Source organism: Actinoplanes sp. NPDC049265, assembly GCF_043197135.1.
In the GTDB taxonomy this organism is placed as follows: domain Bacteria; phylum Actinomycetota; class Actinomycetes; order Mycobacteriales; family Micromonosporaceae; genus Actinoplanes.
On record NZ_JBICSP010000012.1, the window covers coordinates 276,345 to 289,373 of the forward strand.

The window sequence follows — 13,029 nt, forward strand, 5'->3', positions numbered from 1 at the left end:
CTGATCAACAACGACTCAGTGGATCGCGTCAGGAGCCCTCAGGGACCAGCTCGCCAGCAGATTCAGGGCGCGCTGGGAGGATGAGTTGGGTTCGGTGCTGTAGAGGAACACGGTCGTTTCCTTGTCGCCGGGCGGGGTGAGTGTTTCGTAGTCGATCGAGAGTTCGCCGACGACCGGGTGGTGCAAACGTTTGGTGCCGTAGGTGCGTTGGTAGACGCGGTGCTCGTTCCACCATTGGTCGAATTCGGGACTCTGGGCGCGTAGTTCATCGATGAGCTCGGTGGTCGCTCGGTCGTTGGGATCGGCGCCGTATTCCAGCCGCAGGCTTTCGACGGCGGTTCTTGCCTGCTGGTCCCAGTCGACGAACAGGTTCCGGGCATCCGGGTCGAGCAGGATCCAGCGGGCGTAGTTTCGCTCGCGAGCAGGCATGCGCTCGAAGTCGGCGAACAGTGCTCGGGCGAGCCGGTTCGCCGCCAGCACGTTGCCACGGCGGCCGAGGACGAGGACCGGCACGGTGTCGAGGCTGTCGACGAGTCGCTGTACGCCGGGCCGGATTCGTTGCACGGTCGGCGTTGTCGTCGTCTGGCGACCGCGTGGCGATCCGGCCGTGCCGTTGCCGATGAGGTCCTCGAGATGGTTACGGCCGGCCTGGTCCAGGTTGAGTGCGCGGGCGAGCGCGTCGATCACCGCCGGCGACGGCACGATGCGGCGGCCCTGCTCGAGCCGGGCGTAGTAGTCGGTCGAGACACCGGCGAGCAGTGCCACCTCTTCACGGCGCAGCCCCGGCACCCGGCGGACGCGGGCGTCCGCGGGCAGCCCGGTCCGCTGCGGGTCTTGTTGGCTCCGCGCCCGCCGCAGGAAGTCGGCGAGCTCGCGATTGGTGGCGGCCATCGTGTCATTGTGCATCCCCCGGTCGGCCGGCCGGGTGGACCTGTCAGTCCTAGGCGGCCCATTCCCCGGTCTTCAAGGGCTTGAGATGAGCGCCCACGAGCGCCGTGGAACGGCCACAGTTGAGCAGCACACCGATCGCGCCGGGCGAATCACACGCGAGCCAACCTCGAAGCCGCCCGCGAGACCCCATCCACCACTGACCACCTGACCCTGTCCCGAGCGGCGACGCCGACCAGAGAGAAGTGTCCATGAAGCGAGTCTTGATCGTCATGTCCGCCGCCGACACCTGGCACCGCACGGACGGTACCGACTACCCGACCGGGTATTGGGCGGAAGAGCTGGCGGCGCCCTATGAACAGTTTTCGAAAGCCGGCTGGACGGTGGACTTCGCCTCTCCCGGCGGCGTGCTGCAGCCACTCGATCAGCACAGCGCCGACCCGGACATCGCGGGTCCCGACTGTGCTCACTGGGTGGCGGTGGCCGAGGCGGCGTTGCGCCGGCACGGGCCGCTGCTCGTTCTCGGTGAGCTTCCGCCCGGCACGTACGACGTGGTGGTGCTGCCGGGCGGGCACGGCCCGGTCGTGGACCTTTTCCAGGACCGTGACCTCGGTGAGCTGCTGGTCGACGCCGACAACCGCGGTGCGGTGATCGGCGCGGTCTGTCACGGACCGGCCGGTCTGCTCAGCGCGGTCGAGCCCGATGGCCGGTGGCGCTTCGCCGGGCGCCGCATGGCCGCCTTCACCAACGAGGAGGAGCACATGTTCGGCACCGCCGAGGCGGCGCCGTGGCTCCTCGCGAACCGCCTGCGCGAGGGTGGCGCGACGGTCACCGAGGGCGCCGCGTATCAAGCGCACATCGAGCGGGACGGCAACCTGTTCACCGGCCAGAATCCCGCGTCGAGCGGGCCGATGGCCGAGGCGATCATCGACGCCTCGAGCTGAGTCCGCGTACCGCCCTCCGTGCGGCGCATCCGGGATGGGAAAGGAATGGACATGGAACACGTTCACCCGGCTATCGCCGTCACCCTCGTCGAGACGGGGTTGTTCATCGGCGGTCGCCGGCGCCCGGCCGCCCACGACCGAACCCTGATCGTCGAGGATCCCGCGACCGGTTCGCCGTTGGCCGAGGTCGCCGACGCGAGCCCGGCCGACGGCGTCCAAGCCCTCGACGCGGCGGACGCCGCCCAACCGGCCTGGGCGGCGGTTCCACCGCGCGAGCGCGGGGAGATCCTGCGACGCGCTCACGACCTGCTCATCGAACGCACCGAGCACTTCGCGACGCTGATCAGCCTCGAAATGGGCAAGTCGCTCGTCGAGTCGCGGGCGGAGGTTGTATACGCGGCGAACTACTTGAGGTGGTTCGGCGAGGAGGCCGTGCGTATCGACGGCAGCTGGAAAGTCAGTGAGGACGGCACGGCCAGGGTCCTGGTCATGCGTCAGCCGGTCGGTCCTTGTCTGTTCATCACACCGTGGAACGCGCCGCTGTCGATGCCCGCCCGCAAAATTGGCCCCGCCGTCGCGGCCGGTTGCACGATGGTGCTCAAGCCGGCAGCGCAGACGCCGCTGACGGCGAACGCCCTGGCCGCGGTGCTGACTGAGGCCGGGCTGCCCGACGGCGTGCTCAACGTGGTGGTCACCAGCGACGCACCGGCCCTGACGGGACCTTTGCTGCGGGACCGGCGCCTGCGCAAACTCTCGTTCACCGGGTCCACCACGGTCGGCCGGGTGCTGTTGGCTCACGCCGCCGCGAACGTCTTGCGCACCTCGATGGAGCTGGGCGGCAACGCTCCATTCATCGTGTGTCAGGACGCCGACATCGACCGGGCCGTAGACGGCGCGCTCACCGCGAAGCTACGTAACATCGGCGAGGCCTGCGTCGCAGCCAACCGGCTCCTCGTCCACGACAGTGTGGCCGGAGAGTTCACCGGAAAGCTGGTCGCGCGAATGGCTGGTCTCCGTTTGGGAGCCGGGTGCGACCCCGGCACCGACCTCGGCCCGCTCATCGACGCCCGCCAGCGCGCCCGGGTGGCCGCGCTCGTCGATGACAGCGTGGCCGGCGGCGCCACGCTGCATACGGGCGGCGCACTGCCCGACGGCCCCGGATACTTCTATCCCCCGACCGTGCTGTCGGACGTGCCCGCCGGCTCCCGCATCGCCCGGGAGGAGATCTTCGGACCCGTGGCGGCGATCCAGACGTTCGCTTCCGACGACGAAGCGCTCACCGTTGCCAACGACACCGAATTCGGGCTCGTCGGCTACCTCTTCACCCAGGACCTCAACCGCGCCTTGTGGATGAGCGAGCGCTTGGAGACCGGCATGGTCGGACTGAACCGTGGCTACATTTCCGATGCCAGTGCCCCGTTCGGTGGGGTCAAGCAATCCGGCGTCGGCCGCGAAGGCGGACGTAGCGGCATCAACGAGTATCTGGAGGAGCGCTACGTCGCCATCCAGGCGACCCGCCCGGACCCGATGCCGCGGAGTGGAAAATGACCCGCGGCCACACCAACACGGCCCCATTGTCCCTGCTGCTCGAACTGGCCGGCGACGAAGACCAGCTCGCCGTCTTCTCTGCCGCTCAGGTCGTCGAAAGCTGGCTGGCGGCCGAACGCGCCCTCGCGCTGGCCCAGGCGGAACAGGGCATCCTGACCCGCGGTGACGCCGAAGCCATCGTCGGCGCAGCTCGCGCCGAGAGCATCGACACCGCGAGCTTGTGGCAGACCGCGCGTGTGGTCGGCTACCCCGTGCTGGGCCTCGTACGCCAGGTAGCGGCCGCACTCCCGGCCGGTCCGGAGGGGCGGATACATTACGGCGCTACCACCCAGGACATCATGGACACCGGCCTGGCGCTGCAACTCAACCGTTCGCTGGCCGGTTTGGACCGGCTGCTCGGCGCGGTTGGCGATACACTGGCTGACCGGGTCACCGAATACGCCGACGCCATCATGGCGGCGCGAACACACGCCCAGCAGGCGGTACCCACGACATTCGGAGCCACCCTCGGCACGTTGCTCGCTCAGTTCGCCCGCCACCGGCAACGGCTGGCCGAGGCCCTGCCGCGCGTCGCCCGGGTCTCGCTGTTCGGTGCCGGAGGGACCTCGGCGGCCCTCGGGCCGAAGGCGGGCGCGATCCGGGCCGGCATGGCCCGGATACTCGAACTGCACGACTCACCAGTTCCCTGGCACGTCGACCGCGACACCATCGCCGAGTACGGATGGTGGTGCGCCACCGTCACCGGCGCCTGCGCGAAGTTCGCCCGCAACATCATTGATCTGTCGCGCACCGAGATCGCCGAGGCGTTCGAGCCCTTCGAAAGTCATCGCGGCGCGTCATCGACCATGCCACAGAAGGTCAATCCCATCTCCTCCGAGATCATCGTCGGCGCCGCGGCCACCACCAGCGCGCTGACCTCCGCACTGCTGCGGATGCAAGAGGCGGGCCACGAGCGCGCCGCGGGCGAGTGGCAACTGGAGTGGCAAATCGTTCCCCAGCTCGGCGTCCTGGCCGGCACCGCGCTCCGCGCCACGCTGACCGTGCTGACCGGTCTGCGCGTCGACCGGGACCGGATGCGCGCCAACCTGGCTCAGGACTCCGGGCTCGTGATGGCCGAAGCCCACATGATCGCCCTGGCGTCGTCCCTGGGCCGGGAACGCGCCCACGATCTCGTCTACGAAGCGGCCGCGAAAGCCCGGACCAGCGGACGCACACTGGCCGAGACGCTGCCCGAGATCGGCGCGGCGCAGTCGCTCGACCCCGCCCTGTCCGGCGCGGTCGCCCGCACGCCGCAAAACTATCTCGGTCGCGCCCGGGCAATCGCCGAAGCGTCGGTGCGACTCTGGCATGACACACCGGCCGCCACCGCCGATCCGAAGCCGCTGCATGAACTGGCCGTCCGAGGGATGTCCGGCCGGCGAGTGAAGGGGCATACGGATTTCCGGACCGTTCTTCGTAGAATTCTCCATCGCGCGCGCGAGCCGGCCGAAGAGAGGATCGTCCGGTGGCTCAGCTGTCGTGTCCGAAGATGACGGTGAGCGTTGACCAGGTGGCATGACGCCAAGCAGCGGGTCCGCGCGCTCCCTCCCGGGCAGCGAGACCTCCTGCTCACCGCCACGTTCCTGGCGCTGTCGTTCACGCCCGGAGTCGCTGACAAGGGCACTTACCTGGGCTGGGACGAGCCTCGGCGGGCCTTCGGCACGGTGGCGGCGCTCCTGGTACTCGGGCAGTGTCTTCCCCTGCTGGTACGCAGCCGAGCGCCCGGGCCGTGCCTGCTTCTCGTCTCGGCGTTCTTCCTCGCCTATCAGACTATGGAGTTCCGGCCGTCGATCGCGACGCTCACGCTGTTCGTCGCGCTCTACAACGCCGGGCTGCGGCAGGTCAGGCTCCGCCGGACCACGGTGCTGGCGCTGGCCGCCGGATACTCCGCCCTCGCCGCTCATCTCATCGCCGCGGGCACGACCCCCTTCGGGCCGGCCGTCTACCTCAACTTCTTTCCCCTGCCCGCGGTCAGCTGGCTCCTGGGCGCGTGGGCCCGCACCCGGTTGTCCGATCAGCTCCGGGAGCAGCGGCACCACGCCGAGTCGGCCATGCGCGAGGAACGCGAACGGATCGCCCGTGAGCTGCATGACGTCGTGACCCATCACGTGACCGCGATGGTCATGCAGGCCGACGCGTTGAACTACGTCGCGTTCTCGGACCGGGCCAAGGTCGAGGCCGGGCTCTCGGCGATCGACAGCACCGGACGCCGGGCTCTGGCCGACCTGCGGCGGCTGCTGGGGGTGCTCAGCCCCGACCACGACGCCGACGCCGCCCCACGGGCGCCCGCGGCGGGGCAGTTCGCCGATCTGGTGCGGCACACGCGGCTGGCCGGGCAACCCGTGGAGTTCACCGACGACGGTGTGCCGCTCGTCCTCGACAGCGTCGCCGAACTGGCGGCCATCCGGGTGGTGCAGGAAGCACTGACCAACGCGCTGAAACACGCTCCAGGCAGGAGAACCATGGTGAGACTGTCGTCCGTCGCGACGGACCGGGTCGCCGTCGACGTGACAACGGAGGGCACCGGGGAGGCACCGGCACAGCACGGGCCCCGGCCCGAGGCGTCCGGTCGAGGTCTGGCGGGGCTGCACCGCAGGGTCTTCCTGGCCGGCGGCGAGCTGACCACGCAGCGTACGCCCGATGGTGGTTTCGTCGTTCGCGCGGTTCTGCCGATCAAGCCGGACGCCCGATGAACTCACGGCGCACCCGGATCCTGGTGTGTGACGACCAGTCCCTCATGCGGGCCGGCTACGTCACCATCCTCTCGGCCCAGGACGACTTCGACGTCGTCGGTGAAGCGGTCGACGGGTTCGAGGCCATCCACAAGACACAGCAACTGCGCCCCGACGTGGTCATCATGGACGTCCGGATGCCCCGGCTCGACGGCATCGAGGCCACCCGGCAGATCGCCGGCCCTCGGTCCGCCGGCCAGGTCCGGGTGCTCGTGGTGACGACATTCAACCTCGACGCGTACGTGTTCGAAGCCTTACGCGCGGGCGCCAGCGGCTTTCTGCTCAAGGACACCCCGTCGAAGGAGATGATCGCCGGGGTCCGCACGATCGCGGCGGGCAACGCCCTGCTGGCCCCCGAGGTCACTCGCGCCCTGATCGGCCGGTACGGCGAACGCATCCGCGACGATGCCGCCGCCGCCCGGCGAGCCGGCGAGGCCCTGGCCGGCCTGACCGCCCGCGAGGTCGAGGTTCTGCGGCTGATCGCCGCGGGACTGTCCAACGCCGAGATCGCCGACACGCTCGTCCTGGCCAAGGAGACGGTCAAGACCTACGTGTCGCGCATCCTGACCAAGCTCGACCTGCGTGATCGCGTCCAGGCCGTCGTCTTCGCCCACCGCATCGGGCTCGTCACCCCGAACGCATGAACCCTGAGACATGACACCGGTCCATCCCTCTGTGGAGCTACGCGCTGCTTTCCCCAGCGCGATGTGTACGCCCGTGCCGCGCTCGTAGCTTGGTCTCGTCGCCGGGGCTTCCGCCGCCGGCACCGCGAGAGAGGGACGACAATGACTGGCAAAGCCACAGGACTGACCCGGCGCCGGCGCGCGCTGGGGGTGACGGCCCTGGGACTGGTGGGCGTGACCGCCGCGGCCGTGGTCGGTGGGCCGGCATCCTTCGGCGGTTCGGCCGCCGCCGCGCAGGCGTCCACTCTGGAGACCGTTCAGGCCCTCGCCGACGACGCGGTGTCCGCCGGCGTCCCCGGTGTCATCGTCCGGGTGAACGACGGGCGCGGTCCGGCGGTGAGCATCGCCCGGCAGGGGTCCTGGACGGTCGCCGATCACCGGCTCGCCGCGAGCGACCAGTTCAGGATGGGGTCGAACACCAAGACCCTCACCGCGACGCTGGTGCTGCAACTCGTCGCGCAGCATCGGGTACGGCTCGACGACAGCATCGAGAAGTGGCTGCCGGGGGCCGTTCCGAACGGCCGGAACATCACGATCCGGATGCTGCTCAACCACACCAGCGGACTCGCCGATTACGCGTACGAACGGGAATCGATCGACCTGATGACCGGTAGGCAGCAGCAGAAGCCGACCGCTAAGCAGATGCTCGCCCTCGGCACGCGGCTGCCTCCGGTCGCCGCGCCCGGCGTGCAGTGGCACTACAGCAACACCGGCTACGTCGCGCTCGGCCTGATGCTGGAGAAGGCGACCGGTCTCGGCCTGGCCGAGCAGATCGACCGGCGCATCGTCCAGCCGCTCCGGCTCCAGCACACCTACCTGGCCACCGGCCCCACCCCGCCGTCGCACGCCGACCGGCTGGCCGCCGGCTACGAACCCGGTGCGGCTCAACTCGCTCCGCTGCTGCCACCGGGCCTGCCGGCCGGGTACGGCTTCGTCGGGCCGGAACACGACGGCATGGTCGATGTCGCCGCGATCGACCAGTCGTTCGACGGTGCGGCCGGGGCCGTCGTGTCCACGGCGGAGGATTGGGCGCGGTTCGACGCCGCCCTGATGTCCGGCCGGCTGTTCCCCTCGTCGCTGCTGAGCGAGATGCGCACCGACCGCCCCGACGAGGCGAGCGGGCCCGGACACTTCTACGGGCTGGGCCTCGAGCGGTACGAGTCGCCCTGCGGCACGGTCTGGGGTCACGAGGGCGCCCTTCCCGGGTACCGCAGCGACAACTACACCGACGAGTCGGGGCGGCGTACCGTCTCCGTCCTGAGCACGACCCGCTTCGGCCTGATGGCGAATCCAGCCGCCGGCACCGCCTTCACCGGTCTCCTGGACGGGGCCATCTGCGCGATGTTCGGCAAGGCGATCCCCTCGAACCCCACCGGCAGCGCCCAGGCCGCCCCGCCGCCGAAGAGCGACCTGGCCGCCGCGGTCGGCGACGTGCACGACCTCGGAGTCACCGGGGTGCAGGGCATCACCCGGATCGGCGGGCGTACGACCACCGAGCGCTCGGGCGTCGCCAACACCGACACCTCAGCGCCGGTCCCGGACAACGGCTACTTCCGGATGGGCAGCAATACCAAGACGTTCGTGGCGGTGGTGCTGCTGCAGCTGGTCGGCGAGGGAAAGCTCTCGCTCGACGACCGCGTTCAGCGCTGGCTGCCCGGTGTGGTGACCGGCAACGGCAACGACGGCAGCCGGATCACCGTCCGGCAACTCCTGCAGCACACCAGCGGTGTCCCCGAATACCTCGACGACCTTCCGGTCGTCGCCTCCCCCGAAGGCTACCGGGCCCATCGCCTCGATCGTCACGACCCGCGGCAGTTGGTGGCGGTGGCGATGAAGCACCCGCCGCTCTTCGCGCCCGGCACGTCCTGGAGCTACTCCAACACCAACTACATCCTGGCCGGCATGATCATCAAGAAGGTCACCGGGCGTTCCTGGGACAAGGAGGTCCGCTCCCGGATCCTGGAACCTCTGCACCTCAACCAGACGTACGCGCCGGGCGGCGACCCGACGCTCCGGGAACCGCACGCCGAGGCATATCACCAGTTCGAGCCGGGTGGCCCGCTGGTGGACACGACCATCACGAACCCGACCGCCGCGGACGCGGCCGGCGCCCTGGTGACCACCCCGGCCGATCTGGCCCGGTTCTGGCAGGCTCTGCAGTCCGGCCGCCTCCTGACACCGGCCGAGATGGCGCAGATGCACCAGACGGTTCCCGCACCGGGCCTCGCGGCCGTGTTCCCGGGCGCGCGCTACGGCCTGGGGATCATCTGGAGTGAGGACGGCTGTGGCGGCCACTGGTCGCACGGCGGTGACGTCCCCGGTACGAAGACGATGAACGCGGTCAGCCCCGACGGGAAGAAGGTGGTCGTGCTGTCCGAGACCACCGAACTCGCGGACCCGCGACCGGTGTACGAACGCGTCAACCGGCTCAACGACAAGGTCCTCTGCTCCTGAAGGCGCGTGTTTCCGCACCTCGATCGAAGCGTTGAGCGCCAGCAGGTTCGTCTGTGCGGCGATCTCGGTGATCGCGGTGATCACGCTGCCGATCTCGGAGGACGACGTATCCAGCCGGCCGATGGTGCGATTGGCTCGGCGGATTCAAAGGCGGCCCGGGTGGCGGGAGCCGGTGCGGGCAAGGCCCTGGCTGGGCTTCGCCCGCACCGGCGGCATCAACCGATCACGTAGGCCCGTATGACAGTGATCGTCGCGGTGTTGCCCGCGCTGTCGATGGTGTGCACGCGCAGCGAGACGGCGCTTGGTGTAGCCGGGTTGGCGACCTTGATGACGTGTTCGTCACCATTGCCGGTGACCCGGGCCGGCTGCCAGCTGCGCCCGTCGTCGGTGGAGAACTCGGCCGTGAGCTGACGGTTCCGCTTGGCCGCCGAGCCCTTCGACCGCTGCACTGTCACGGGCACGGTGAACGCGCCGGCCGGCGCCCGGTTGAGCTTGTCCAGCTTCGGGTGCAGGCGGACCGTGGAAAGCGGCAGCCGGTAGTCGCCGTGGCCCGAGGTGAACGTCCACGTACCGCTGACCGAGGTGGACAGCCGATGCGGAGCGCCGCGGGAAGCGGACATCTCCAGCCGGTACGGCCTCGCGCCGGGTGGCACCGCGAATTGACCGGATTCCGTGCTGGTCTGCCCGATCAGTTCGTTGCCGGAGTACAGGGCGGTCCGCGCCTGGTCCGGCACCGACCAGCCGAGCTTTCCGCCCGCCTCCGAGAACAGCGGCACCTGCGCGGTGATCGTGTCGTCGGTCCGGTTGGCGACGTCGATGTCACCGGCGACCGACGGCGCGAATGGTGCGCGGTTCCAGTCCTGCTTGTACACCTGACCGGCCTCGAGCTTGGTGGGCAGCATCTCCGACTCGCTGAGAAACTCCGAAGGGGTCGCGGAGTCGGGCACGGAGAACTGCTCGAACGAGGCGGCCCAGGCCGTGGGGCCGTCGGTGTTCAGCCACTCGGTGCGCTGGAACGGCAGGCGGAACGGCAGGCCGGCCGACCAGGCGCCGATACCGCCCATCTCCGGCGCGTTGGTCTTGTAGCCGATCACGGCGTCACCGCCCGCTTCCTGGTTGTACGACGACTTCACCTGGGCCAGCGTGGCCGGGTCGATCGCCTTGACGAATCCGCTGTAGAACGATCCCTTGCGCAGGTAGGAAGCCTCGTAGGTGTAGGGGCTGTCGCTGAATCCGCCGTCGGCGTCGGGCTTGGCGAACGCTGAGTTGATCGAACTGGTGAAGGAACCGGACCGCTCGCCCACCGGTGCGATGAACATGTCACCCGGCGTGAGGGACAGGGCCGACGCCTGCGATCCGGGCCAGTTGGCGTTGACGACAACCATTGCCTGGCCGGCCTCCCTGCTTGGCGGCGTTATCGCGACCGGTTGGCCGCGGCGGGCGTCCAGCGTGATCGTCTCCGGACCGTCGATCACCAGCTTCGGCGCCGCCAGCATCGTGATATCGCTGTTGTCATCGGCGATGATCCAGCTGTAGAGGCCGTACTCCCCCTTGGGCAGCCGCGCCTGGGCGGGCGGGTCGCCGAAGAGCCCGCGCCCCTCGCCGCCGGCCTTCAGCCGGCCATTGCTCAGCGGGAACAACGCCGTTTGATACTTACTGCTTGGCTGCCCGTCCCGGCCGATGTGCTGGATGGCGACGTCGTAGCTCTCGACTTCCCGGTTCACCGCGACCGGCGTTTCCACCCGCACGTCGCCGCCGGTGGCGACCACACGTCCGGTTAGGTAGCCGTCGGGGCCGTCACCGCGGGTGTCCGCGGTGACTTCGACCTGGGCGGTGCCGCCGGCCGGAACGATGACGCCGGTGGCGCTGAGCGTGAACTTGTCCGAGTCGGACCGCAGGGCCAGGCTCAGCGTGATGTCCGCCGGGCCTCCGTTGCGGTAGGTGATGCTCTTGGTCATCGGGGTGTCGTCGTCGTGCGGCCACCGCTGGATGCCGAAGCTGACGCTGCCCTCGTCCACCGAGACCGCCTGGTGCACGGACCGGGCCACGTCGACCCGGCCGGCGCCCTGCTCGAAGACGCTCGCGCCCTCGGTCGGCTTGGCCGCGCCCATCAGCAGCGTCTTGCGCTGCCGGGCCGACCAGCCGGGGTGCTGCTGGGTGACGATGGCGGCCGCACCGGCCACGTGCGGGGTGGCCATCGAGGTGCCGGACAGGCTGACGTAGCCGTCGGTGGCCGGGGTGCCGATCACGCCGTTGGCGGCGCCGGCCGCGACGATGTCCACGCCGGGGGCGGTGATGTCCGGCTTGATGGCGTCGTCGCCGCTCCGCGGGCCACGGCTGGAGAATTCGGCGATCTGATCCTCGCCGTCGACCGCTCCCACGGTCAGCGCCGCCTCCGCGCTGCCCGGTGATTCGACCGTGTGGTGGCCCGAGCCGGAGTTGCCGGCCGCGATCACGAACAGCGAACCGTGAGCCGCGGTCAGGTCGTTGACCGCCTGCTCGAGCGGATCGATGCTGGGGGCGTCCCCGCCGCCGAGGCTCATGTTGACCACCGGTGCGGTCCGCGCGGCCCACTGCATGCCGGCCAGGATCGCCGACTCCTCGCAGCCATCGGCCACACATACCTTGCCGATGGCCAGCTTGGCGCCGGGTGCCACCCCCTTGTACTTGCCGCCCGCCCCGGCGCCGCTGCCGGCGATGATCGAGGCGACGTGGGTGCCGTGCCCGACGACGTCGTCGGTCGACGGCTCGGTGGTGAAGTTCTCCCGCGCCACGATCTTCCCGGCGAAGTCCGGGTGGGTGGCGTCGATCCCGGTGTCCAGGACCGCGACAGTCACCCCGGTGCCGTCCAGGCCCTCGGCCCATGCGGTCGGCGCGCCGATCTGCGGCACGCTCACGTCCAGGTTGACCTTGCGCTTGCCGTCCAGGTAGACCCGCTCGACGCCCGAGTCCTTCGCCATCGACGCCCACAGCCCGGCCCGTCCCCGCTGCGGCACGGCCACGGCCAGCACCCTCACGCCGGTCAGATCACGGGTCACACGCCCCGTCACCAACGCCGGTCGTCGCTTGCTGTTCTTCGGGTACGAGACCAGCAACGGAAGTGCGGCGTCCCCGGTGTAGCCGAAGTCCTGGAGCGCGGTCAGGTCGAAGAGCCGCTGGTCGACCTTCCCGGTTTTCAGCAGGTTCAACGCATCGACGGGAATCACATACCGGTGCCCACCCGTGGTGCGGCTCAGGAAACGAACCTTCTCGCGGCCCGGAGCCCGCTGCACGCTGACGGTCCGGCCGGTGAAGGTCACACGGTCGCCAGTGATCAGCGTGACGCTGGTCGCCACCCCCGCGCCGGGCTTCCGGGGTGCGGGCGCAGCCTCGGCCGCGAACGGAACGACCGCGCTCAACGCGGCGGCCGTCCCGACGCCGACCAAGACGGCGCACAGTCTTCTCAGTCGCATACAGAGCCTCTCCATCAGCCGGCCCCTTCGCCGGAGACATTGATGGCGGCAACTCTCGCACGGAGCACAACCCTCGCCGGACGCTCCTCTCGAGCGCGTCAGCACAGGTCAGCGCGGCAATTGACGGCGGTCACCCCGCCCGTAGGCCGGAAAAATTGTGCACGTCGCAGAAACATCCGGGGCTCCCTGTAACGAAGTGCGGTGGGGAGGGTCGAAGGAAGCGGGTGCCGGGGCTGAGGCTCGGAATACCGATCTCGGTGCGTCCCCAGAGTGGCCAGCGCCCGGTCGG

Annotated in this window: 8 protein-coding genes and 1 pseudogene; 6 read left to right on the top strand and 3 right to left on the bottom strand. The window is 69.8% G+C overall.

What is annotated here, in order from left to right:
• Positions 1-15: 15 nt before the first annotated feature.
• Complete coding sequence (locus tag ACGFIO_RS27570; protein WP_392829943.1) at positions 16-891, bottom strand: helix-turn-helix transcriptional regulator; 876 nt, start codon at positions 889-891, stop codon at positions 16-18.
• 248 nt (positions 892-1,139) lie between these two features.
• Between ACGFIO_RS27570 and ACGFIO_RS27575 the strand changes: the two genes are divergently transcribed.
• The 6 genes from ACGFIO_RS27575 to ACGFIO_RS27600 all read left to right on the top strand — a co-directional run bounded on the left by ACGFIO_RS27575 (position 1,140) and on the right by ACGFIO_RS27600 (position 9,288).
• A complete protein-coding gene (locus tag ACGFIO_RS27575) occupies positions 1,140-1,832 on the top strand; it encodes a type 1 glutamine amidotransferase domain-containing protein (RefSeq protein ID WP_392829945.1) in 693 nt (230 codons plus the stop codon).
• A gap of 51 nt (positions 1,833-1,883) precedes the next feature.
• Positions 1,884-3,380 carry an NAD-dependent succinate-semialdehyde dehydrogenase gene (locus tag ACGFIO_RS27580; protein ID WP_392829947.1) on the top strand — a complete coding sequence of 499 codons (1,497 nt, stop codon included), beginning with the start codon at positions 1,884-1,886 and terminating at the stop codon, positions 3,378-3,380.
• Entirely contained in the window at positions 3,377-4,912 is a 1,536-nt protein-coding gene (locus ACGFIO_RS27585; protein ID WP_392829948.1) for a lyase family protein, read from the top strand. The genes ACGFIO_RS27580 and ACGFIO_RS27585 overlap by 4 nt, the downstream gene beginning before the upstream one ends.
• A gap of 9 nt (positions 4,913-4,921) precedes the next feature.
• On the top strand, positions 4,922-6,112 hold the full coding sequence (locus ACGFIO_RS27590; protein ID WP_392829950.1) for a sensor histidine kinase: 1,191 nt from the start codon (positions 4,922-4,924) through the stop codon (positions 6,110-6,112).
• Entirely contained in the window at positions 6,109-6,795 is a 687-nt protein-coding gene (locus ACGFIO_RS27595) for a response regulator (RefSeq protein WP_392829951.1), read from the top strand. The genes ACGFIO_RS27590 and ACGFIO_RS27595 overlap by 4 nt, the downstream gene beginning before the upstream one ends.
• 141 nt (positions 6,796-6,936) lie before the next feature.
• On the top strand, positions 6,937-9,288 hold the full coding sequence (locus ACGFIO_RS27600; RefSeq protein ID WP_392829952.1) for a serine hydrolase domain-containing protein: 2,352 nt from the start codon (positions 6,937-6,939) through the stop codon (positions 9,286-9,288).
• Positions 9,289-9,315: 27 nt separating this feature from the next.
• Here the strand turns inward: ACGFIO_RS27600 and ACGFIO_RS27605 are convergent.
• Both ACGFIO_RS27605 and ACGFIO_RS27610 read right to left on the bottom strand, forming a co-directional pair.
• Positions 9,316-9,432: pseudogene (locus ACGFIO_RS27605) on the bottom strand (methyl-accepting chemotaxis protein); the annotation flags it as partial.
• Between the two features lie 71 nt (positions 9,433-9,503).
• Entirely contained in the window at positions 9,504-12,740 is a 3,237-nt protein-coding gene (locus tag ACGFIO_RS27610) for a S8 family serine peptidase (protein WP_392829953.1), read from the bottom strand.
• Between the last annotated feature and the right edge of the window lie 289 nt (positions 12,741-13,029).